Here is a 21,719-nt window from a genome sequence, read left to right as displayed (position 1 = left end):
GCCTCGCTTATAACAAGCCATGGATCACGCTAGGCTCGCAATGTTTGCACCAAGCGATCCCGATCTTGGCTAATCCGGAGATTATTGGGATCTTCGGTGAGGGCTTGCTCAAATTGCTGTAAGGCATCAGCAGGCCGCTTCATCTGCTCATAAATCAAGCCAAGCGCATGGCGATAGGTCGAATCACGTGGGTTGAGCTTGACTGCTCGTTCCCACTCTAGCATAGAAAGATACCACATCCCACGCTTTTGATAGACAACTCCGCGATTGAAGTGGCCATTGCCGTCGGCCAATTCTTCGAATTGGGGCACAAAACGCACAGCCTTCTGCGAGAGTGAGCGCCAAGCGAAAATTAAAATGATAAGCGTAACGAAGTAATAGGCTGCGGTAAAATAAACGGTTTGAATGATTAATTTTGCCGCACTAATCAGTGCATCGAAATTGATAGGCATTGAAGAGCCAGCACCTTGGGATGATTGACTAAACTGAGCAAAAGTCGCCTCCATGGCACTGCTTTGGCGTGCAAAAACGATCGCTAAGAATCCCCAAACAACAAAAAAGAATAAGTTGTAGATCAGCGTGCCAAAATAGCCAAACTTAGTTCGTTTAAACAAGGCGATCGAGACGACAATCCCGATAACTCCCACCAGCAGCCAGAGAGCGCCGACGTTTAATATGGGCATTACAAATCGATCAAAAACCATATCAATTTGCTCTTGATTGGCTTCTATAAAGGCAGCCCGGCGATCTTCTGGGATTCCCGCAACCATTTCTTTTTTTAATTCGCCCCAAGCCATCGATACCAACAGAAACAGCCCTAAGGCCGAAATAAGCCAGCCAATCGCAGGCAGAATCGTCAGCACACCTGCAACCATCAGCGGTGCTTTGGATTGAGTTTGGCGATCTGTCTTGATCGTTAGGTTCATGCCACATTGACGGCAGCGCTGCTCAACATAGCGGGTTTGCGCGCCACAGCGTGGGCAGGGCAAAATATCGGGCACTTCGCCTATACTTGGCGGGGCAACTTGGCCGAATGCGACTGGGTTTGCTTGGGCAACAATTGGCGGTTGCATACCAGGCGCTGGCCCTGACGCACTTGGCTGATCAGGAATTGGATTGGCGGCGAGCGGAATATCAGCCAAGGCCAAGGTTGCCCCAGTGTAGGCTGGTGCTGGCGGCGTAGCTGGTGCAGCTGGCGCGGCTGAGGCTGCTTCAGGCACTGCTGGAGTTTGCTCAACAAATAGAGCTGGATGTTGCTTGCGCAGCCATTCAAGGCCTTGTTTGGCACGGCTGCTTTGCGGATTAATGTGCAGCGCATTTTCCAAGCTAATCCGCATTTCCTGTGGATCGTCCAAGGCTCCTGCCAAATACAGCCAGGCCTGTTCATTATTTTCGTCTTGTTCAACAACCTGCATCAAATGTTGGCGGGCTAGGGCTTTATTGCCACTTTTCAGGGCTGCAACCCCAGCCTGAAACGCTTCTGTACTCATAGAATCATCCCCACATACTAACTGCACGCTCGTCGCAAACTCGCTGATAGACTGCTTGGGTTTGGCTGGCAATTAATGGCCAATTATAAATATCGACAACAGTTTGGAAGGCATGGTCAACCCGCTGCTTCGTCCATTCGGGGTGGGCAAGGGTGTGCAAAATGCCCCAAGCCAACGATTCTGGATTATCGGGATAGATCGTCAAGCCAGTTTCGTGGTTTTGCACAACTTCGTGCAAGCCGCCTGTATCCGCAACAATCACTGGGCAATGGGCAGCCATCGCTTCCAAAGCCACAATCCCAAATGGTTCATAAATGCTGGGAAAGGTCGCGACATCAGCAACGTTGTAGAGATAATTGCGGTCTTGATCGGTCACGAAGCCCGTCCAATACACATGGTTATCAATGCCCAGTTCATGGCTACGGTTGCGCAATTGTTCAGCTAACGGCCCCATACCTGCAATTACGAATTTTACGTCGCGACGTTGCGCCAAAACATGGGGAATGGCCTCAACCAAGACTTGAATGCCTTTTTCGTAGACCATACGAGCAATACTAAACACAATTTTTTCGTTTTCGGCGGCATATTTTTGGCGAAATTGCTGGCGTTCTTGGCTCGGCCATTCGATGGTTGGCACATTCACTCCATTGGCAATCACATCAAGTTTATCGAAGGGCGTGCCAAAAAACTGATTCAGTTGGTTGGCCATAAAATCGCTACAGACAATCACCCGCCAGCTTTCGTGAGCCAACCACCATTCCAAGCCATTGATTGTTTTGGCATGATCGCCGCCCAGCGAGCCGCGCCCGCGCCCACGCTCAGTCGCGTGAATCGTGGTGATCAACGGGGTATGCCAGGCATATTTCAAGGCCACGCTACAATAACTCGTTAGCCAATCGTGACCATGAATCAAATCGAAAGGGCCATGGGTTTTGCCCAAATCGGCGGCAAAGCGCTCAAGATAGCGGTTGGTTTCTTGAGTAAACGAAACAAAGCCATAATCGGGCATAGCTGGAGGCTGAACCCGCCAAATATGGCTGTGCATGCCAAAACGCTCGTGTTGTTGGCCGCCGCGCAGCCATGGCGTTAACACATGCACTTCGATTCCCGCTGCATCAAGCACCGGAACCAATTCGGCAATGTGCTTGCCCATACCGCCAACAATATGCGGTGGATATTCCCAAGCCAACATCAAGACGCGCATGGATGCTCTACTCCTATGATTGAGTCAGGTTTCAAACAACAATGTTGGGCCATTATACCAAGTTTAAATAGCGCTAGACCTAGCAATTTCACTAGGCCTAGCGCCATTATTTGGGCCAAATCTGCACCTAGGTTAGTACGAATGTTGGGCAAGTGGCAACATCACGAGGTAGCTGGCCTGCAACGGATTGGTTTGGCGTTGAAATTCAACCACGTTGCTCAAGCCATCAGCATCAGGATCGCCCGCCGCACCATTCAAACCAAATGCATCAAGCGGGTCAAGCAGATAGCGCACTTCCCAACCATCGGGCATGCCATCAGCATCACAATCGGCAAGCAATGGATTGGTGCTATTGCGATATTCAGCCAGATTGTTCAAGCCATCGGTATCAGGATCGCCGTCTGTGCCAAATTCGGCACTAGCTCGCAATGGATCAAGCTGTTGTTGCAGTTCCCAAGCATCGGGCAATTGGTCGCCATCGCTATCGGCGCTACGCGGGTTGGTGGCAAAACCTTGCTCAGCCACATTGTTCAATGAATCGCCATCAGGGTCGGCCTGCGCGCCATCATTCGCAAGCGCACTCAATGGATTCAAGTTGTAGCGCACTTCCCAGCCATCGCCCAAACCATCGCCATCGCTGTCGGCCTGATGTGGGTTGGTTTGGTGTTGATATTCGTGAAGTTGTAGCAAGCCATCAGCATCACCATCGCCATTTGCGCCATGCAAGCCTGCGCTACTGAGCGGATTGAGTTGCTGCGCCACTTCCCAGCCATCGGGCAAACCATCAGCATCGCTGTCAGCGCTAAATGGATTGGTTGCTAATGCCAATTCCTGCTGATTCTCCAAGCCATCAGTATCTGCATCAAGCTCGCAATCCAAGGGATTTGTGCCATGCTCGATTTCTAAGCCATCAGGCAAGCCATCGCGATCGCTATCGGGATTGCGCGGGTTGGTCGCGGCAGTTTGCTCTTGCCCATTGCTGAGTTGGTCGGTATCAGGGTCGCCAGCGCTGCCGTGATAGCCAGTCGCATTAATCGGCGACAATTGATGATCAACCTCCCAGCCATCGCGCAAGCTATCGCTATCAGTATCTGCATTGCGAGGATTTGTCGTGCTGAAGCCTTCTTCTTGGTTGGTCAAATTATCGCGGTCAGGATCGCCAGTCGCGCCATCGTCGCCATGAGCGCTGGTTGGATTCAGCGCATAGCCAACTTCCCAGCCATCGCCCATCCCATCAGCATCGCTATCGGGATTACGCGGATTGCTGGTGTGAAGCTGCTCAGCTGCATTGCTCAAGCCATCGTTATCGGGGTCGCCTGCTGCGCCATCGGGGCCAAGGGCGCTGTAGGGGTTAAGTTGATGTTGAATTTCCCAAGTATTGATTAGGCTATCGCTATCGCTATCAAGTTGCTCATTGGCGATATTTAATTGCAATAAAGTTCGATTTCTGGCAGCAATAGGATTAACTGCATAGAATTGCAAAAAAATAATAATGAGTGGCACGATTTTTATCCGCTGCATGAGCATAATCCTTCCCAAGAAACCGAATGAGGCAAAATCTTGGTAGTAATTATGCGCTGATTAAAGACAATAAACAATTAATTAGCTAGTACTTTATGCTCTCAATCAAATATCTAATCTGGTGGTACTAGCATAATGCTATGACCATTGGCAATAATTTAGGCATTATTTTTGCTTAATTCAAAAAATCTATAGCTGTTTTGGCATCAATTTAAAATGCCAACTAGGCTAGAATAATACAGCCAAAGTACTATGCTTTTTGGAGTTGATTAATGCAAAACTCAATCGATGAGGCTGGGCAAGGGTTGGCAAACCAAGCTATTTAAGTTGTATAATAGCACATGTGTTTGTATTTACAGGAGGAAGCCAATGTTTGATATGATTGGGATTGTGGTTGCCGACATGGACAAGGCTCTGAATTTTTATCGCTTGTTCGATTTGGATTTACCAAGCGATTCTGGCGGCGAAGATCATGTCGAAACAACCTTGCCCAACGGTATGCGCTTGGCCTGGGATAGCCAAAGCTTGATCAAGAGTTTGTACGAGCATTGGGAAGAACCACGTGGCCATCGCATGAACATGGCGTTCAAATGTGCCAGCCCTGCAGCAGTTGACGAACTCTATGCTAAGATTTTGGCAGCAGGCTATGCTGGCTCCAAAGAGCCATGGGATGCATTTTGGGGTCAGCGTTATGCAGTTGTGCTTGATCCCGATGGAAATTTAGTTGATTTATTTGCGCCGCTCGATTGAGGAGGCTCGTTGAGTACTGTCATTGAAGAACCGCCGATTGTCGGTTTGTCTCGTTGGTTAAAATTGCTTGATGAATGGGCCACGTTCTACGAAACTGACCCCAAAGCCGAACGCACGCCAAGCCGCGAAGAGCTGAGCGCCTTTGATCGGGCGCAATCGCTCTATTTGCTCAAAGAACGGGCGATTCAAACGCTATATCTCAGCCAATCGCCCTCGGTGAGCTTGGGGATTCTCGAAGGCCCAACGCCGAAAACGCGGATTTGGCTGTGTGAGAATTGCCGTGCTCAGGCACGCAAGGCCAATCTTTCGCCCGTAGAATATGCAGAGACAACCGGCGGTTGCGCCAAATGTCAGCGCGAAGGCCTCGAAAACGATTATTATAGTTTGTATGTCTTGAACGTTGATTATGGGGCGCTGGGCAATTGGCAATTTCATACGCCAGTGCCAATTGGCCAGAGCTATTTTCCTGCACCGCGTTCGGAAGCAGCGCCAGTGGTTGGCCGCCGTCCGGTTGATCGCCAAGGCAGAATGACCCGCTTAGGCCAGCCAATTAGCGCGGCCAATCGCCGCCAATACCCTGAGCACACGGTGGTTTGGCATGTGTGGAATGGCATAAAAATGCTCAGAGCGGAGATTAACTAAATGCGCAAAATGATTTGGTTGGTGTTGATCCTCTTGCTGGCAAGTTGTGGCCCAGAGATTGCCACGCCCCAAGCACCGTATCAGGTGATCGAGGTGTTGGAAACTGTCGATAGCCAGCATGCCCAGGTTGAATTGCGCTTAGAGCGCGATAGTGCCAACCAAATCATTTTGGCGGCGACTTACCAACCCAAAGAACCTCATTTACACTTGTATTCCAAAGATTTGCCGCGCAATGGAGTTGATGGCATGGGGCGACCAACCTTGCTTGAGCTAACCCAAGCAGGCCAATTGCGCTCAGTTGGCCCAATCATCGCCGATGCGATTGCAGCGCCAGACCCAACCTTGCAAACGAGCAAGCCGTTGTTAATTTATCCAGCAGGGCCAGTAACCTTGCGCATGCCAGTTGAGCTTGATCCTCAACAGCCTAATCAGCAAATTTTGCTGAGTTTTATGCTTTGTAGCAGCAAAGGTTACTGCACCTCGGCGGTTGAACAATTGCCAGTCACGATTCAGCTAGGCAACTCCTAGCAAGGTCGGTAGTAACTCCTCAGCGCGGCCAATCTGCTGTTCTTCAAACGCCGAATCGGCTTCGGAATGCGGCTCTAAGTTGACCAACATTGTGCGAGCGCCCAGCATTTGAGCTGTGCGCGCAAAGGCTGCTGCGGGAAACACCGTGCCAGATGTGCCAACCGCTAAAAAGAAATCGCATTCACGCAGGCTGCGTTTGGCGTGAGCTTCGGCCCACGCTGGAATTGATTCCTCAAACAGCACAATATCTGGGCGCAACGGCTTGCCACAGGTTGGGCAGGTTGGCAGTGTTTCGGTATGCGCTCGCTGATCGACAAAGCTTGACTGCTCACAAGTATCGTCGCTGCAACGGCTTTGGCGTAAACTGCCGTGAAACTCGACCAAATTGCGCGTGCCAGCTATTTGATGCAGGCCATCAATATTTTGGGTGATCAGCGTAAAGCGTTGATGCTTGTTCAGCGATTGTTCAAAACGGGCCAATGCCCGATGGGCAGCGTTGGGCTGGGTGGTTTGAAGTTGTTTGCGTAATGGCCCAAAAGTTTGCCAAACCAACTGGGGAGATTGTTCCAAGGCTGTGCGCGTGGCGCAACGCTCAATATCCCATTCGTTCCAAATCCCATTTGGGCCGCGAAACGGTCGAACCCCTGAGGCAACCGAAATTCCCGCCCCCGTCAATACGACGATATTTCGGTAGCGTCGTAGATCAAGCGATAACACCATAATTCTTCTTCCGCAATGAAGTTGGCACCAGCAGGGTGCAGCTTGAAATGCTCGCTATCATCACGACAGCTGCATAGCTATTGTACCGCGTTCTGGCCCAAGCAACTAGTCATTTGGCTAGGTCGCAACCTCGCTAATCGGCTGATCTCAAGGCCGCAGTGAATGGCTATACTGCTTAGCAGTTAGTCAATTTTAGGAGGCTGTATGAGTTTACAGGAATTTTCGAGCGAACTGGCCGATGCAGTTGAACATGCTGGCGCAGGGATTGTGACGATCTACGCCCGTCGACGCCAAAGTGCCAGCGGCATTGTTTGGCAAGCAGATTTGGTGCTGACCGCCGATCATGTGATCCAACGCGATGAACACATCAAAATAGTTGGGCCAGATGGTGCTGAATATCAAGCCCATGTAGTTGGGCGCGACCCAAGCAGCGATGTGGCCTTGTTGCGCGTGCCAAACGCCAATTTCACTCCCGCAGCGTTGGCCAAAACCGAGCCACGGGTTGGCCAATTGGCCTTGGCAGTTGGTCGGCCAAGCAGCGTTCAAGCTAGTTTTGGTATTATTAACGCAATTGGCGGCCCGGTTCCAACCCGCCGTGGCACCTTGGCTCAATATTTGCGCACCGATGCCACGCCATATCCAGGCTTCTCTGGTGGCGGCTTGGTCAATGTTCAAGGCGAAATTGTTGGCTTGTTTACCTCGGGCTTTGCTGGCGGCGAACCAATTGCGATTCCCGTGGCAGTGCTGACTAGCGTGGCTGATACCTTGCTGAATCATGGCCGCGTGCGCCGTGGCTTTATCGGGATTGCCAGCCAAACTGTCAATTTGCCCGAAAACCAACGCGCAGGCCGCAACCAAGCCACTGGCTTGTTAGTCGTCAGCGTCGAAGCAGATAGCCCAGCGCATCAAGCAGGCTTGTTGGTTGGCGATATCTTGGTTGGCTTAGATGGCCATGAGCTTGGCGAGCCACGCGATTTGCAAATGCTCTTGGCAAGCGATCGCGCTGGCAAGACAGTGGCGCTCGATGTGCTACGCGCTGGTCAATTGCAAAACCTCGACATCACCATTGGAGCGAAATAGCCATTGAGCGAATCAGCATTAAAACTCATGTTGATTGGTGGCACAACGCTGACCCGCGCGGGTATGCGCAGCGTGTTGGCCGAGTACGAGGCGGAAATTGTAGCGGCAGCGCCCAACATCGAATCATTGCTCGACCATTTGGGAAACGTCGATGTGGTGATTTTGCTGGATGATCAAGCCTTGCCCTTACTTTTGCACCACACCACCGATCAGCCTGCGATCTTGCTGATTAGCCAAGAATTACCACGCCCCACGCCACAGCAACGGGCATGGGGTGTGGTAACAACTGATGCCTATCCACAGGAAATTTGGGCTAGTTTGCAGGCCTTACAGCTTGGGTTGTGTGTGCTCTCGCCCACAATTTTGGCCCAAATTCACAGCCCACCCCAACCAGAACCCTTGGATACTGTGCTCAGCGAGCGTGAGCATGAAGTGCTGCAACTCTTGGCTGAGGGCTTGACCAACCGCCAAATTGCCCAGCGTTTGGTGATTAGCGAGCATACAGTCAAATTCCATGTTTCAGCTTTGCTCAGCAAATTGGATGTAGCTTCGCGCACCGAAGCAATTCGGGTTGGCGCGCAACGTGGCTTAATTATTTGGTAGCCATGCCTAAGGTATCAGTTAATGTTGCCCACTGATCCAAGGTCAACACCTCGGCCCGTAGATTTGGGTCAATCCCCGCTGCGTTAATTGCCGCCAGCACTTGCTCTTTGTTATAGCCTTGACCAGCCAAACCACCAGCTAACGAATTGATCAGCTTTTTGCGGGCTTGACTAAACCCTGCTCGAATGACTTTGAACAAGGCTTTAGGATGTGTCGGTACAGCGTTGGTTGAGCGACGGCGCATCAACACCAGCGCCGAATCGACTGCTGGCGACGGCAAGAACGAAGCGGCTGGCACGCGGGCCACAATTTCAGCAGTTGCGTAGAGTTGCACACTATGCGCCAAAATACTCAGATCGCCTGGCTTAGCGGTAATCCGATCAGCAACTTCCCACTGCATCAGCACCATCATCAAGCTTGGCGGGCTATCGCCTTCGAGAAAATGGCGTAACAAGGGCGAGGTAATCGCATAGGGAATATTGGCCACCAGTTTATAGGGCGTGTCGGCGGGCAAGCCAGCAGCAGCCAACATCGCACTGGGAGCCAATTCCAGCACATCGCTTTCGACAATTGTAAGTGGGCGATCGGCAAACTCGGTGCGTAAACGTCCGGCCAAGCGCGTATCAAGCTCAACGCTAATAACCTGGCCAGCGGCATTCAGCAATTCCCATGTGAGCACGCCTAAGCCTGGACCAACCTCAACCACCACATCATTAGCGTTTACGTCGGCATGCTCCAAGGCCAACTTCAACGGCGTTGGATCAACCAAAAAATTCTGGCCCATGCTTTTGCTCGGGCGCACCCCAATGCTATGTAAGGCTCCGCGCACCCGCGCCGGATCGGTATATGGATTCATTGTTGCTCCTTAAGTAGAGTAGTAGTATACCTGTTTCTTTCGTTTCTACGATTTTTTGGGGATCGGTTATTGGGAGTCGGGGATCAGGGGTCAAGCGCTAGGGAACAGCAACCGCGAAGAACACGAAGATCGCGAAGGTTTTTTAGCCACAGATTGTCACAGATTAGCTCAGATTGATTGTTTGATAGCCCATAGCCATATTTCTTCTGCCTTACACAAAGCATACGAAACACACACACCTTGGCATACAGGCAACGTACTAACATTCCACGAAATAAATATTAGGGGGTGCTGGGGGATGAAAACCCCCGGCGTTTCCCTCCGGCGGAGGGACGGAAGGGTGGCGAAACGATTACTTGGGGATCAGAACCGTATTTTTAGCCACGAATTCCACGAATAAGTATTTTGGCCACAGATTGTCACAGATTAGCTCAGATTGATTGTTTGATAGCCCATAGCCATATTTCTTCTGCCTTACACAAAGCATACGAAACACACACCTTGGCATACAGGCAACGTACTAACATTCCACGAAATAAACATTAGGGGGTGCTGGGGGATGAAAACCCCCGGCGTTTCCCTCCGGCGGAGGGACGGAAGGGTGGCGAACGAGGAGCTAGGGTGCAACTGTCAGGGATCAGGGGATAGAAACCACGAACGCTTATTTTTCGTCACGAATAGATTTTTTAGCCACAGATTTTTAGGATTTTGTTCCAATAGTCCATAGTCTTATCCCTAATCCCCGACACCTGACAACTAACCTCTGAACCATCTAAAAAAACAAAAACACCAGCCTGCAAAGCAGAGCCAGTGTTTAATTGTTGCCAACCGAGCGAATTATTTGCGTTTCTTGGAGCGGCGTGCGTCACGACGACCAGTGGTTGCAATGGGCTTGGGGAGGCGTGGTGCAGCGGGTTCGCTTGCAACACCATCAGCGCCAGCCTTGACATTGCTACTGGCAGCAGCAGCGCGGCTCTTAGCATAATTGGATTTAACTTTGCCGGTTTGGGCAACCAAAGCTGGCAAGGTTGAACGGGCATACTGCCAAGAATACAGCCCGAAACCAATCAAGGCGACAAATAAAACATAGCCCCACAAGCGCCACTCAACTACGTCGATCTTCAGCCAACGCGCCAGAAACTGCACGATCCCAATCCCGGCGATGATTAGCAGGCCGTTGCTGGTGCGCTTGCGAAACGCCAAACGCGACGGGTTTTTTGGTGGCAGCGAGCGTAGCCAGAAAATGGCACCCACTAAAACCGCAATCCAAACAACCAACAAACCTGCTACCCACGAAGGGAAAAGAATCGGGGGATCGTTTTGTGTAAAGTACACCGAGCAGCCTCCTGCGAAGAAGTGAAGTTGCATTAAGCGCTACGCATTATAAAGCCCGCGCAAAAAAGCGTCAATGTGCCTTTAACAAGCCCAAAAACGCAATTTGCTCAGAATCCTCTGTGATTGACCTCAGCTTCAGTGTATAATGACGCTTGTTTCCTGCTGTCTTTTGAACGACAACTATAGGGAGATTTCGTATGGCTGAACTCATCCAAGAAACCAATGGCCAGGTCTTGATTGTGCGCTTGCCTGCACGCATGGACGCTGCGGCTGTCCGTGAGCTTGAAGAACCATTTGCCAAAGCGATTGCCGATCACAATGGGCCGGTCTTGGTCGATGTGAGCAAAGTTGATTTTGCCGCAAGCTTGGCTTTGCGCATGCTCATGATGAATTTGAAAGATCAGCAAAGTCGCGGCCAAAATTTGATGCTGTTTGGCTTGCAAGTCCAAATTGCTGAGGTTTTCCGCAAAACCCGCTTCGATACGTTGTTTACGATCGCTGATGACGAAGCAAGCGGCATTGAGCAACTGAGCGCTTAACCGCGTGCTTCGCAGCAATCAATTAAGCACTAAGCTCGCTGGCTTGGTGCTTTTTGCTGTTCAAGCCCAAAGCTCTGCTGCCATTCATATTTGTTAAAGATTATAGAGCACGCTATGCATAAGCAATCAGCCCGATTAATCAGTTTTGGCCTTTTGATCGTTGCCCTTGGCTTACGCTTCTTCCGCCTAAGCAGCCAAAGTTTGTGGCTCGACGAGGGCGGTACTTGGAGCGAAGCTACCGGTCGTTCGTGGCCCAGCTTATTCGGCGATCTATTAAGCCCTCGCCAGAGTTACCCGCTCTATCACTTGCTGATCAAGGCTTGGGTGAGCATCTTTGGCGATAGTGAATTGGCGCTTCGTGCGCCTTCGGCCATTGCCGGAGCGTTGGCAGTCGTGTTGCTCTATCACTTTGCTGCCCGTTTGATCACGCCCACAGTGGCTTGGGTTGCAGCTGGGTTGCTGGCAATTAATCCCTTTGGCTTGTGGCAAAGCCAGGATGCCAAAGTCTATAGCATGTTGATGGCGGCGGTGCTTTGGTCGAATTTGCGTTTGCTCGATCTGCTTGATCAGCTGAATAAGCGGAATGTTTGGCTATGGTTGGCAAGCGTGGTGCTTTGCCTCAGTTTGCATCGCTTGGCATTATTGCAAGTTTTAGGTCAGGTCTTGGTTTTGGCGCTCCATTTCAGGCAAACCGCTTGGCAAAAGTGGTTCTGGCTTGGCTTTGGCTTGCTAAGCCTTGGCTTTGTGGTTGGCATTCGCTTTGGGTTGCGCCAAGACCCAAACGCACCGCCGATTGGTCGCACAATTGACGTGCTACAAGCAGCATGGCTGTTGCTAGGTCGCCTCAGTTTTGATCGCTCAAGCAGCGATTTGGCTTGGCGCTTGTTGCCTGTGGGCTTGGCACTCGCCAGCGGCTTATGGCTGACATGGCGCCATCCACGGCGAAACATCATCTTAAGCTTGTGGCTCTTGCCAGTGCTGTTGTTTTTGGCAGTGCTTGGGGCAGGCTCGCCGCTCTACGAGCCGCGTTACCTTAGTTTTAGCCTGCCGTTATTTTGCTTGACGTTAGCGCTTGGTTTGGCCGGAATCGCCCAACAACGCTGGCTAAGTACGGGCAGTATCGTGATGATTACAGGGTTAAGCGCATGGTTGGTGTTTCAACAGCCATATGGCATTTGGAGCGGCAACGCTGTCAAGGAAGATTATCGCGGGGCGCTGCAAAGCTTGGCCGAACATGTTGCCCCTGATGATGTGATTATCGTGCAGCCGCCGTATATTGCCACCTTGTATAATTATTATGCAAGCCGCGTCACGCCCGATGCCTTGCCTGCGGCCCGCGGCTTTGGCCGCATCGGGGCAATTGGCTATGATCAAGGCGAGTTTGATAATGATTATGCGGCGCTGTTGGCTGGCAAACGCCGTGGTTGGCTGCTAATTGCGCCAGAAAATGCCAAAGCGATTGATCCGCCCAACCCGCAATATCCCCAAGATGATATGGGCAAGGTTGGCATTAATTTTCTGACTGCTGATTTAAACGACAAATGGCGCTGTACCGATCTGCCGTATTGGGAATTTAATGCGCTACGGATTTTGTGTCAAAGCTTTCCTCGCCCAATGCAGGTAGAGAATTTGGCCTTAGTTGGCACCTGGCCAATTCCCGCTTCGGCCACAGCTACCTGGAATAACAGCCTGCAACTCGAAGGCTATCAATTTCAGGCGTGGCCTGCTGGCTATCAGGCGGGCGGCACATTGCCAGTGCAATTGGCGTGGCGTACCAACAGCACTTTAGCCAACGATTATCGCTTGTTCATTCATTTGGTCCCAGCCTTAGGCGCACCCGTTGCCGCCCAAGTCGATACCATGCCTTTGAATGGCGGGCTGCCCACTAGTCGCTGGCAGGCCAACCAAGCAATTCATGATCAAGTGGCAGTACCCTTGCCCAAAACCATCGCCAAAGGCCGCTATCTCGTGGTGCTTGGCTGGTATGATCCGACGATTACTGAGATTGATGCTCAGCGCTTGCCCGTAACTGCCAGCACTGCCCAGCATGGAGCCAATTACATCGAATTAGGCACCGTTGAGATTGAGTAAGTTAGTTGATAGGGGTTTAGGGTCATCATTACTGCTTGAAACAGAAGCACAATGGAGATCCGCTAAATAAATTTTAGGGGGTGCAGGGGGATGAAAACTCCCTGCGTCTCCCGCCTTGAGGCGGGACGGAAGGGTGGTGATCAGGAAAGTTGCTGATTATGGTCGAAATAAATAAGTCTTATGCTCATGAAATCCTCGCATTTGCAATTTCTCAACAGCTATGCTATACTCTCCCTCGCTACGGGGACGTGGCGGAATTGGCAGACGCGCTTGCCTTAGGAGCAAGTGTCCTAGACGTGAGAGTTCGAGTCTCTCCGTCCCCACCAACCACATCCTCACAACTAAATCGCGGGAATAGCTCAGTTGGTAGAGCATCTCCTTGCCAAGGAGAAGGTCGCGAGTTCGAGTCTCGTTTCCCGCTCCACACAGTCAGCGCCTTCGGGCGCTGCATTGTTTTAAGCCTCATTCCACCGTATAATAACCCCAGAATTTGCTCTGCCTAGTGTGAGGAAACCGCTCATGAAATTCGTTTTCGGCCTAATTGTCGGCGTTGGTGCTGGCTTGGCAGCCTCATATGTGCTGGCCAACCGCGATGAAGAAGAAGGCGCGTTGGGTTCGCTGCAAGTTAATGTCAAAAGTGCCATCGCCTCGGCCAAAGCAGCTGTGGTTCAACGGGAAAAAGAGCTGTGGACTGAGTTCCACGAACGTGTGCCAGCCCCTGATCAAACGACAATTGCCTAGCGAGTAGCACAATGCAAGCTGAATTAATTGCCATTGGCACCGAATTGACCCTCGGCACAACCGTCGATACCAATAGCGCATGGTTGGCGCGAACGCTCGCCACGGTGGGCGTTGAAGTCCAACGCGTTACCTTGGTTGCAGACGATATTGGCGCAATCACCGAGGTTATCGCTGCTGCATGGCAACGGAGCCCGTTGGTGTTGTGCACTGGTGGGCTTGGCCCAACCGCCGACGATCTGACCCGTGAGGCCGTTGCCCAAGCTACCAAACGCCCCTTGGAGTTTCACCAAGAGCTGTTTGATGGCATCGAAGCGCGCTTTCGTTCGTTTGGCCGCACAATGAGCGAGAGCAATCGCCAACAAGCCTTTGTGCCGATGGGCGCGCGGCCTGTGCCCAATGCTCGTGGCACAGCGCCATCATTTATCATCGATGAAGGCGCACGCGCGTTGATGGTCTTTCCTGGTGTACCCAGCGAGATGAAGTTTCTAGTTGAAACTGAATTATTGCCCTTCTTGCGCAACGAACGTGGCCTAAAATCGATCTTGTTGGTGCGTTCGATCTGGCTGAGTGGCACAAGCGAGGCTGAAGCTGGCGAGCTTATCGCCGATCTGATGCAAGCTGCCTATCCAACGGTTGGCATTTCGGCCAAAGCCGCCCAATACGAGGTGCGCATTTCGGCCCACGGCGAAGATCCGGCCCAAGTTGAGGCCGATATTGAATCCTGCGCTGCCGAAGTTTCACGCCGCCTTGAGCGCTTTTTGATGGATCGCGATGGCTTGGCAGCGCATGTATTGCGCCGTTTGCAGCAACATTCAGCTACTTTGGCAATTTACGAAGGCTTGCGCGGCGCACCAATCTACAATGGGCTGCGTTCGGCCAAGCCCGATTTAGCCCAAGCCTTGCGCGGCGTAACCATCCACCCGCTTGATCAAGCAGTTGATCGCGAAGCAGCAGAATCTTTGGCAATTGCTGGGGCCAACACCGTGCGCAACAATTGGCAGGCCAGCTATGGCATTGCAGCAGTGCCAGCCCAAATTGGAGCCGATGGCTTTACCGATGTGTGCATTGTGTTGGTGGGCAAAGATTTGCAACGCAGCTTTACCCGACGGGTTGAGTTGAAAAGCGATGATGCCTTAGGCTTTATCACCACTGCGGCGCTTGATCTGATTCGTCGTAGCTTGGAAGCCTAGCGAAGGAGGGCCAGTGGCAGCCGAAGAACAATTTCAGCCCTTGCGAGCCTTACAAACCGCCCTGCGCACTGTTTGGAGCGACCGCCTATGGTTGCCCAAGGTTGCGCTTGGGGGTTTGTTTGGCTCAACCATCATTGGGGTTATTTGGCCACAAGGGTTGGTCATTGAGCACCTCGATAATAGTTCGCGGGGCTATCGGCTGCCGCTGCCTGCGTGGCGCCAGTTTGGCGATAAAGCGGTAATGGGTTTGTTGGCAACTGTGATGGATTTTGTCTATTTCGTGTTTCCGCAACTGGTTGCTGCCGTGTTTTTGTTTTGTGCGATTGTGCCATTTATCGTTGGCGATAATAATACGATTGCCACCAGCCTCACCTTCATCATTCTTGGCACGCTGTTTGGTGTAAGCTTCTTAGGCAGTTTTTCGCCTGTCAGCAAGCTCTTGTTTGCCCGCGACGGCGCAGTGGAAAAAGCCCTTGGTCGGGCAAGCCTTCGCCGCGCACTTGGCAATAATGGACGTTGGGTTTACCTCCAAGCCCGATTGGTTACTTTGCCAATTTATCTGCCAGCGCTAGGAGCTGGGTGGTGGTTCTGGCAACTTACTCATATTCCGGCAGTGGCAGTTTGGTGGCTGTTGGCAGCCTTGTGGCTGTTGATGAGCTGTTTATTTTGGGCCTGGCTGGTTGTGGCCCAAGTCTATTTTGAGGCCGACCAAATTGTGGCAGATCGAGAGATCGAGCAGCGTTTAGCTGAACGTAAACGGGCTATCAGCTAGCAAACTTCCATCACCTAGGTGGTTGTTATGGAACGAGCACGGATTTTACGCTGGCGCTTAGAGCAGCAGATCGAACGGATTCGCCAAACCGAAAGCGATTTGCAAAGCCGCGCCACCGCTCGCCTTGTGCGTCCACTGATTGAGCTGCATTTACCCCAATTCATGCAAGCGCTGGGAGCTACTCAGCTTGAGCATTGCACTGAAATTCCCCATGCGAAAATTCAGGCCGATCGCTATTCGGTGATTGTGCCAATCGTCGTGCGCGACCACCTGACCAGCAAAGTTTTTCAGCTACAACCATTAATCGGGACGTTTGTGCTGACGATTCATGGCACTACGCTGGAGTTTCGGCTCGTTTGCAAGGCGGTGCGCTATCGCAATCGCTTTGTTGGCGATGCCAAAACTGGTGAGTGGTTGGCTCCAGGCGAATATGTCGAAGAACATCGCTTAGCGCTGGTTGAGGTTGATGTGGCTGCTCCAGAGCTGGCCGTCAAGCAGCTTTTTGATCAAGCCATGCGCTTAATTCCCGAGATTCGCCAATGGACAAAACGCGCAGCCAAGGCCCAGCAATGCCATCACTGGTATCACGTTGGGCGTGGCGTGGCCTTTAATCTAGCCTTGCTTGGCTATATTCTGGCCTTGCTGTTCATTTTAATCGGCAGCTTGCTGACTATGGGCAGTGGGTTTCCGTAAATAGAAGGATGAGGGATGAAGGATGAAGAACATAGAACATAGATGGGGATCGGTTGTTGGGGGCTGGGGATCAGGCTATGGGCTATGAGAAACATAATCTAATCAATCTGTGGAATCTGTGGCTAAAAAACCTATTCGTGCAATTCGTGGCGAAAACTCAACGCAGCGGCGCAGAGGGCGCAAGTATGAGGGATGAGGGATGAATGCAAAAGCCAAAAGCCAAAAGCCTAAAAATCTGTGGCTAAAAAACCTATTCGTGCAATTCGTGGCTCAAAACTTAACCTTCGCGCTCTTCGTGTTCTTCGCGGTTTCCCTGCTTGACATTTAACCACAATCAACTTTATACTTAGGTAGTACCTAAATGAAAGGATTAGTGAATTTATGCGAATTACGGCAGGCGTGCAAGATTATGTTAAAGCAATTTATACCCTTCAACAAGAGGAAGCGCCTGTCTCCAACGGTCGGCTGGCTAGTTATTTTGGCTTTAGTGCGCCTACCATCACTGAGATGCTCAAAAAGCTCGAAAGTTTGGAATTGGTTGATTATCAAGCGCGCTCTGGCGTGCGGCTCACCGAGATTGGCGAGAAAATTGCGCTTGAGATGATTCGCCATCATCGCTTGCTTGAACTCTATTTGGTCCAAGCGCTTGGGATGTCGTGGGATGAAGTGCACGATGAGGCTGAGGTATTGGAGCATGTGCTTTCGGAAGCACTCGAAGAACGCATTGCCGAATATTTGGGTCATCCCCAATTTGACCCGCATGGTTCGCCAATTCCCGCCCGCGATGGCAGCATTCCGCAGCGCGATTCTTGCTCATTAACCTTATTGGAGCTTAACCAAATTGCCCGCATCGTCGAAGTTGAAGATCGCGATGCAGCGCGCTTGCGCTATCTAGCAGACCTTGGCTTAACGCCAAACAGCATTGTGATGATTGTTGCTCGCGCCCCGTTTGACGGCCCCTTAACCTTGAACGTTGGCGAGCAGCAAACCCAACAGGTGCTCGACTCGCGCTTAGCAACCAGAATTCAAGTTCAAATAGAGCGTTCAATGTAGCGCTCTTTTTTTAATCAAAGCTTTTAGGCATGCCTAAATAGTTTGTTGTCTTATTAAAATGAGGTAGTTGTATGCGACGAAAACAGCTTTTGGTGCTCTTTGTTCTGTTGCTGGTAAGTTGCGGCCCGAGCAGTTTTGCCCAACAAACCACGTCAAAGCCGCCGATCAAAGTGGCGGCAACGGTTGGCATGATCGCCGATGTGATTAAACATGTTGGCGGCGAACATATTGAGGTTCTGGGCCTGATGGGGCCTGGCGTCGACCCGCATCTCTACAAGCCAAGCGTTGGCGATGTACGGATTCTCGATGATGCAGAGCTGGTGTTTTATGGTGGCTTGGAGCTTGAAGGCCGCATGACCGATATGCTCGAAAAGCTCAATCGCCAAAAGCCCACCATCGCTGTCACCAGCAAACTCGATCCACGTCGTTTGCACTTAACGGGCAACGATTCCTACGATCCGCATATTTGGTTTGATGTGCTGTTGTGGCGCGATACGATTGATGTGATTGCTGAAACTTTGGCAAGCTATGATCCAGCTCATGCCGCTGATTATGAGCGCAACGCCACTGCCTATGCCCAAGAACTAACCGCGCTTGATCAAGAGATTCGCGATTTGATCGCCACTGTACCAGCTTCAAGCCGCGTGCTGATTACCGCCCACGATGCTTTTGGCTACTTTGGCTCGGCCTATGGCTTTGAAGTGCGGGGCTTGCAAGGCTTGAGCACCGCCAGCGAAGCAGGCGCAGGCGATGTTCAAGGGCTAGCCGAATTTATTAAAACCCGCCAAATCAAAGCCATCTTTGTTGAATCCAGTGTGCCACAAACCACGATTAATGCAGTGCAAAAAGCTGTGCAATCGCGCGGCTGGAATGTGGCAATCGGTGGTCAATTATTCTCCGATGCCATGGGTAATGCTGATACAAAAGAAGGCACTTATATTGGCATGGTGCGCCATAACGTCACAACCATTGTTAATGCGTTGAAGTAATAATTGGGGATCGGTTGTTGGGGATCGGGGATCGGGAACATAGCTGAAAATAGTGTTTATACCAAAAAATCTACCAATCCCCAGCCCCCAAACCCCGATCCCCAGTGTTTCAAGGAGCCAAACCATATGAACACAGATGCAAAACCGCTGGCAATTCACGACCTGACTGTGGCGTATCAAGATAAACCAGTGTTGTGGGATATTGATTTGAGTGTGCCAAGTGGCGTGTTGGCGGCGATTGTCGGGCCAAACGGTGCTGGTAAATCGACCCTGATTAAAGCGACGCTTGGCTTGATGCCAATTGCTGCTGGCACCGTCCAGATGTTTGGCCAGCCCTATGCCAAAGCCCGCCAAATGGTTGGCTATGTGCCGCAACGCTCAAGCGTCGATTGGGATTTTCCAACCAATGCCTTGGATGTGGTGTTGATGGGAACCTATGGCCAACTTGGCTGGATCAAGCGTCCGAGCAAGGCCGACCGCGAATGGGCCTTGCATTGTTTGGAGCAAGTCGCCATGGCGGATTTTGCCCAACGCCAAATCAGCCAACTCAGCGGCGGCCAGCAACAACGGGTCTTTTTGGCAAGGGCTTTGGCCCAACGTGCCCAGTTGTATCTAATGGATGAGCCATTTGTAGGCGTTGATGCAGTTACCGAACGCGCCATCATCAGCCTATTGCAACAACTACGCTCCGATGGCAAAACCGTAATCTGTGTGCACCACGACCTTGATTCAGCGCCAGAATATTTTGATTGGGTGGCCTTGCTGAATGTGCGCATGATCGCCGCAGGCCCAATGAAAACCACTTGGACACCAGAGAATATCAGCCAAACCTATGGCGGGCGAACCCAAAACTTGATTCGAGGTGCTGCATGAATTTATTCGATCTCTTCAGCGATTACACCTTGCGCAACGTGGCTTTGGGCGCGATGGTGCTGGGAATTGTCAGCGGCATTTTGGGCTGTTTTGCGGTGCTACGGCGCCAAGGCCTGCTGGGCGATGCGCTTTCGCACGCGGCGCTGCCTGGCATTGCCATCGCTTATTTGTTGACTGGCTCCAAAGCGCCGATTGTGCTTTTGTTGGGGGCGGGCATTGCTGGTTGGGTCGGCACGCTGACGATCAATCGAATTGTGCGCGACACCAGAATTAGCGAAGATAGCGCCTTGGGGATTGTGCTGAGCGTCTTTTTTGGCGTAGGGATTTTGCTGCTGACCTATATTGCCAAGCGCAACGATGCCAACCAAGCAGGGCTTGATCGCTTTTTGTTTGGCCAAGCGGCAACCTTGGTTGCAACCGATGTGCTAACGATGAGCATTTTGGGTGGCCTAGCCTTAGGCTGTTTGGTGTTGCTGTATAAAGAATTTAAGTTGTTGGCGTTTGATCCGGCGTTTGCTGCTAGCCTTGGCTTTGCGCCAAATCGGTTGGGCATTTTGCTCACCAGCCTGATTGTGGTGGCGATTGTGATTGGCTTGCAAACCGTCGGCGTGGTGTTAATGGCGGCGATGTTGGTTGGGCCAGCGGTTGCAGCCCGCCAATGGACTCATCGATTAAGCGTGATGTTGCTGCTTTCGGGCGTATTTGGCGCAGCAGCAGGGATTGCAGGAACCATGCTAAGCCTTGGGCAACAGCACGTACCAACTGGGCCGATGATCATTCTCAGCTTAACCACAATTGTGACAATTTCATTGTTGTTTGCGCCAGCTCGGGGCTTGGTTTGGGCCAAACTGCGTCAAAGCCATGCCCTCGACCAAGAGCCGCGCAATCGCGAAGCCCAGCCAGTCAAAGGAGAATAAGCCATGAGTAGCACGTTTGCAATTATTCTGACCGGCATCTTGGTCGCTGCTGCCTGTGCCTCGCTTGGCTGTTTCCTGATTCTGCGGCGCATGGCAATGTTGGCCGATGCAATTAGCCATGCGATTTTGCCAGGCTTGGTGGCGGGCTATTTCATCGCCCAAGGGCCAAGCTTATTGGCAGGATTTTTTGGGGCAGCACTAGCCGGATTGATCACCGTGGGCTTAGTTGAGCTGCTCAAAAATACCCAACGGGTCGGCGGCGAATCGGCAATTGGGATTGTGTTTCCAGCCATGTTTGCCTTGGGAACCTTCCTTGTTTCGAAATATTATGCCGATGTGCACCTTGATGCAGATGCAGTGCTGTATGGCAACATCGAATTTGTGGGCTTTGATCATTGGTATCTTGGCGAGACCGATTTGGGGCCGCAATCGTTGTGGATTATGGGTGGCTTATGTCTGATCAACTTCATCTTTATCACACTGTTTTATAAAGAATTGAAGCTGGCGACCTTTGATGCTGGCTTGGCGGCGACGCTTGGCTTTTCGCCAATCCTGATTCACTATGGCTTGATGGCCGTGGTTTCGATTACCACAGTTGGCGCGTTTACCGCAGTTGGGGCGATTTTGGTGGTGGCCTTGATGATTGTGCCTGCGGCCACAGCCTATTTGTTGACTGATCGCTTGCCATGGATGATTGGCTTGGCGATTGGGGCTGGAGCAATCGCAGCTGTGCTTGGTTTTGGCTTGGCCTTTATGCTCAATGGCTCGGTTGCAGGCGCAATTGCCACCATCACAGGGGTAGAATTTGGCTTGGCCTTGTTGTTCAGCCCCAAACAAGGCTTGGTTGCTCGTGCTCAACGTTTGGCCCGCCAACGGATTCAGTTTGCCGCCGATACGCTGCTGGTGCATTTGTTGCAGCACGAAGGTAGCCCCGAAGCGGCCAACGAAAGCACCATTAGCCATTTGCAAAGCGAATTACAATGGAACAATAAGTTTGCTCAGCGCGTGCTTGATTTGGCACAGCGGCGGAGTTTGGTGCGTTGCCAAGGCCAACAACTTGAGTTGACGACCAGCGGGCGCGAACGCAGCCAGCAAGTTTTGCAACTAGGTCGTGGCTAGCACTGCCCTTCCG

At 51.6% G+C, this 21,719-nt stretch carries 22 protein-coding genes and 2 tRNA genes; 18 read left to right on the top strand and 6 right to left on the bottom strand.

Annotated features, from left to right (window positions below):
* Nucleotides 1-29: 29 nt before the first annotated feature.
* The 3 genes from SE18_RS11835 to SE18_RS11825 form a co-directional block, all read right to left on the bottom strand.
* A complete protein-coding gene (locus SE18_RS11835; RefSeq protein ID WP_054534669.1) occupies nt 30-1,490 on the bottom strand; it encodes a tetratricopeptide repeat protein in 1,461 nt (486 codons plus the stop codon).
* A gap of 4 nt (nt 1,491-1,494) precedes the next feature.
* Nucleotides 1,495-2,694 (bottom strand): glycosyltransferase family 4 protein, encoded by a 1,200-nt coding sequence (locus SE18_RS11830; protein WP_054534668.1) that lies wholly within the window; start codon nt 2,692-2,694, stop codon nt 1,495-1,497.
* 132 nt (nt 2,695-2,826) lie between these two features.
* Entirely contained in the window at nt 2,827-4,215 is a 1,389-nt protein-coding gene (locus tag SE18_RS11825) for a hypothetical protein (RefSeq protein ID WP_054534667.1), read from the bottom strand.
* A 369-nt stretch (nt 4,216-4,584) separates the two neighbouring features.
* On the opposite strand from SE18_RS11825, the gene SE18_RS11820 reads away from it, so the two are divergent.
* From SE18_RS11820 to SE18_RS11810, 3 genes are read left to right on the top strand one after another with little or no spacing between them, the layout of a single operon-like run.
* A complete protein-coding gene (locus SE18_RS11820) occupies nt 4,585-4,965 on the top strand; it encodes a VOC family protein (protein ID WP_054534666.1) in 381 nt (126 codons plus the stop codon).
* Nucleotides 4,966-4,974: 9 nt separating this feature from the next.
* Nucleotides 4,975-5,607 (top strand): hypothetical protein, encoded by a 633-nt coding sequence (locus tag SE18_RS11815; RefSeq protein ID WP_054534665.1) that lies wholly within the window; start codon nt 4,975-4,977, stop codon nt 5,605-5,607.
* Nucleotides 5,608-6,135 (top strand): hypothetical protein, encoded by a 528-nt coding sequence (locus tag SE18_RS11810; protein WP_054534664.1) that lies wholly within the window; start codon nt 5,608-5,610, stop codon nt 6,133-6,135. It begins immediately after the preceding gene.
* On the opposite strand, the gene SE18_RS11805 is transcribed toward SE18_RS11810, so the two are convergent.
* Entirely contained in the window at nt 6,121-6,855 is a 735-nt protein-coding gene (locus SE18_RS11805) for an SIR2 family NAD-dependent protein deacylase (RefSeq protein ID WP_054534663.1), read from the bottom strand. The two genes, SE18_RS11810 and SE18_RS11805, sit on opposite strands and share 15 nt — an antisense overlap.
* Nucleotides 6,856-7,059: 204 nt before the next feature.
* Here SE18_RS11805 and SE18_RS11800 point away from each other — a divergent pair, with 204 nt between their 5' ends.
* Both SE18_RS11800 and SE18_RS11795 read left to right on the top strand, forming a co-directional pair.
* Nucleotides 7,060-7,935, top strand: a complete 876-nt coding sequence (locus SE18_RS11800) for a S1C family serine protease (RefSeq protein WP_054534662.1) — start codon at nt 7,060-7,062, stop codon at nt 7,933-7,935.
* A gap of 3 nt (nt 7,936-7,938) precedes the next feature.
* Nucleotides 7,939-8,538 carry a helix-turn-helix transcriptional regulator gene (locus SE18_RS11795; RefSeq protein WP_152976629.1) on the top strand — a complete coding sequence of 200 codons (600 nt, stop codon included), beginning with the start codon at nt 7,939-7,941 and terminating at the stop codon, nt 8,536-8,538.
* Here SE18_RS11795 and rsmA read toward each other — a convergent pair.
* Together rsmA and SE18_RS11785 are read right to left on the bottom strand one after the other, a co-directional pair.
* On the bottom strand, nt 8,528-9,394 hold the full coding sequence (gene rsmA / locus SE18_RS11790; RefSeq protein ID WP_054534660.1) for a 16S rRNA (adenine(1518)-N(6)/adenine(1519)-N(6))-dimethyltransferase RsmA: 867 nt from the start codon (nt 9,392-9,394) through the stop codon (nt 8,528-8,530). The genes SE18_RS11795 and rsmA overlap by 11 nt on opposite strands.
* Nucleotides 9,395-10,231: 837 nt before the next feature.
* A complete protein-coding gene (locus SE18_RS11785) occupies nt 10,232-10,729 on the bottom strand; it encodes a hypothetical protein (protein WP_054534659.1) in 498 nt (165 codons plus the stop codon).
* 197 nt (nt 10,730-10,926) lie between these two features.
* Between SE18_RS11785 and SE18_RS11780 the strand changes: the two genes are divergently transcribed.
* From SE18_RS11780 to SE18_RS11720, 13 genes are all read left to right on the top strand, one after another.
* Nucleotides 10,927-11,268, top strand: a complete 342-nt coding sequence (locus SE18_RS11780; protein WP_054534658.1) for an STAS domain-containing protein — start codon at nt 10,927-10,929, stop codon at nt 11,266-11,268.
* Between the two features lie 114 nt (nt 11,269-11,382).
* Nucleotides 11,383-13,359 carry a glycosyltransferase family 39 protein gene (locus SE18_RS11775; RefSeq protein WP_054534657.1) on the top strand — a complete coding sequence of 659 codons (1,977 nt, stop codon included), beginning with the start codon at nt 11,383-11,385 and terminating at the stop codon, nt 13,357-13,359.
* Nucleotides 13,360-13,601: 242 nt separating this feature from the next.
* Nucleotides 13,602-13,685, top strand: a tRNA-Leu gene (locus SE18_RS11770).
* Nucleotides 13,686-13,707: 22 nt separating this feature from the next.
* A tRNA-Gly gene (locus tag SE18_RS11765) sits at nt 13,708-13,783 on the top strand.
* 95 nt (nt 13,784-13,878) lie between these two features.
* Nucleotides 13,879-14,100, top strand: coding sequence for a hypothetical protein (locus tag SE18_RS11760; RefSeq protein WP_054534656.1), 222 nt, complete (start codon nt 13,879-13,881; stop codon nt 14,098-14,100).
* 11 nt (nt 14,101-14,111) lie between these two features.
* Complete coding sequence (locus tag SE18_RS11755) at nt 14,112-15,290, top strand: competence/damage-inducible protein A (protein ID WP_054534655.1); 1,179 nt, start codon at nt 14,112-14,114, stop codon at nt 15,288-15,290.
* Nucleotides 15,291-15,303: 13 nt separating this feature from the next.
* On the top strand, nt 15,304-16,062 hold the full coding sequence (locus SE18_RS11750; protein ID WP_054534654.1) for a DUF4013 domain-containing protein: 759 nt from the start codon (nt 15,304-15,306) through the stop codon (nt 16,060-16,062).
* A 27-nt stretch (nt 16,063-16,089) separates the two neighbouring features.
* On the top strand, nt 16,090-16,755 hold the full coding sequence (locus SE18_RS11745; protein WP_054534653.1) for a hypothetical protein: 666 nt from the start codon (nt 16,090-16,092) through the stop codon (nt 16,753-16,755).
* Nucleotides 16,756-17,136: 381 nt separating this feature from the next.
* Nucleotides 17,137-17,808 carry a metal-dependent transcriptional regulator gene (locus tag SE18_RS11740; protein WP_054534652.1) on the top strand — a complete coding sequence of 224 codons (672 nt, stop codon included), beginning with the start codon at nt 17,137-17,139 and terminating at the stop codon, nt 17,806-17,808.
* A gap of 71 nt (nt 17,809-17,879) precedes the next feature.
* A complete protein-coding gene (locus SE18_RS11735; protein WP_054534651.1) occupies nt 17,880-18,797 on the top strand; it encodes a metal ABC transporter solute-binding protein, Zn/Mn family in 918 nt (305 codons plus the stop codon).
* Between the two features lie 126 nt (nt 18,798-18,923).
* The gene (locus SE18_RS11730; protein WP_054534650.1) at nt 18,924-19,670 is read left to right on the top strand and encodes a metal ABC transporter ATP-binding protein; all 747 of its coding nucleotides are present in this window, start codon (nt 18,924-18,926) and stop codon (nt 19,668-19,670) included.
* On the top strand, nt 19,667-20,587 hold the full coding sequence (locus tag SE18_RS11725) for a metal ABC transporter permease (RefSeq protein WP_054534649.1): 921 nt from the start codon (nt 19,667-19,669) through the stop codon (nt 20,585-20,587). Before SE18_RS11730 ends, SE18_RS11725 begins: the two co-directional genes overlap by 4 nt.
* Nucleotides 20,588-20,590: 3 nt before the next feature.
* Complete coding sequence (locus SE18_RS11720) at nt 20,591-21,706, top strand: metal ABC transporter permease (protein ID WP_054534648.1); 1,116 nt, start codon at nt 20,591-20,593, stop codon at nt 21,704-21,706.
* Nucleotides 21,707-21,719: the final 13 nt, after the last annotated feature.

The organism is Herpetosiphon geysericola, from assembly GCF_001306135.1.
Taxonomy (GTDB): Bacteria; Chloroflexota; Chloroflexia; order Chloroflexales; family Herpetosiphonaceae; genus Herpetosiphon; species Herpetosiphon geysericola.
The sequence above is the reverse complement of the archived record's forward strand: the minus strand, read 5'-3'. Positions and strand labels throughout refer to the sequence as shown.

Coding starts and splice junctions, on each gene's coding strand:
- SE18_RS11835 (WP_054534669.1), bottom strand. CDS start 1,490: ATGAGTACAGAAGCGTTTCAGGCTGGGGTTGCAGCCCTGAAAAGTGGC.
- SE18_RS11830 (WP_054534668.1), bottom strand. CDS start 2,694: ATGCGCGTCTTGATGTTGGCTTGGGAATATCCACCGCATATTGTTGGC.
- SE18_RS11825 (WP_054534667.1), bottom strand. CDS start 4,215: ATGCAGCGGATAAAAATCGTGCCACTCATTATTATTTTTTTGCAATTC.
- SE18_RS11820 (WP_054534666.1), top strand. CDS start 4,585: ATGTTTGATATGATTGGGATTGTGGTTGCCGACATGGACAAGGCTCTG.
- SE18_RS11810 (WP_054534664.1), top strand. CDS start 5,608: ATGCGCAAAATGATTTGGTTGGTGTTGATCCTCTTGCTGGCAAGTTGT.
- SE18_RS11805 (WP_054534663.1), bottom strand. CDS start 6,855: ATGGTGTTATCGCTTGATCTACGACGCTACCGAAATATCGTCGTATTG.
- SE18_RS11800 (WP_054534662.1), top strand. CDS start 7,060: ATGAGTTTACAGGAATTTTCGAGCGAACTGGCCGATGCAGTTGAACAT.
- rsmA (WP_054534660.1), bottom strand. CDS start 9,394: ATGAATCCATATACCGATCCGGCGCGGGTGCGCGGAGCCTTACATAGC.
- SE18_RS11780 (WP_054534658.1), top strand. CDS start 10,927: ATGGCTGAACTCATCCAAGAAACCAATGGCCAGGTCTTGATTGTGCGC.
- SE18_RS11775 (WP_054534657.1), top strand. CDS start 11,383: ATGCATAAGCAATCAGCCCGATTAATCAGTTTTGGCCTTTTGATCGTT.
- SE18_RS11760 (WP_054534656.1), top strand. CDS start 13,879: ATGAAATTCGTTTTCGGCCTAATTGTCGGCGTTGGTGCTGGCTTGGCA.
- SE18_RS11755 (WP_054534655.1), top strand. CDS start 14,112: ATGCAAGCTGAATTAATTGCCATTGGCACCGAATTGACCCTCGGCACA.
- SE18_RS11745 (WP_054534653.1), top strand. CDS start 16,090: ATGGAACGAGCACGGATTTTACGCTGGCGCTTAGAGCAGCAGATCGAA.
- SE18_RS11740 (WP_054534652.1), top strand. CDS start 17,137: ATGCGAATTACGGCAGGCGTGCAAGATTATGTTAAAGCAATTTATACC.
- SE18_RS11735 (WP_054534651.1), top strand. CDS start 17,880: ATGCGACGAAAACAGCTTTTGGTGCTCTTTGTTCTGTTGCTGGTAAGT.
- SE18_RS11730 (WP_054534650.1), top strand. CDS start 18,924: ATGAACACAGATGCAAAACCGCTGGCAATTCACGACCTGACTGTGGCG.
- SE18_RS11725 (WP_054534649.1), top strand. CDS start 19,667: ATGAATTTATTCGATCTCTTCAGCGATTACACCTTGCGCAACGTGGCT.
- SE18_RS11720 (WP_054534648.1), top strand. CDS start 20,591: ATGAGTAGCACGTTTGCAATTATTCTGACCGGCATCTTGGTCGCTGCT.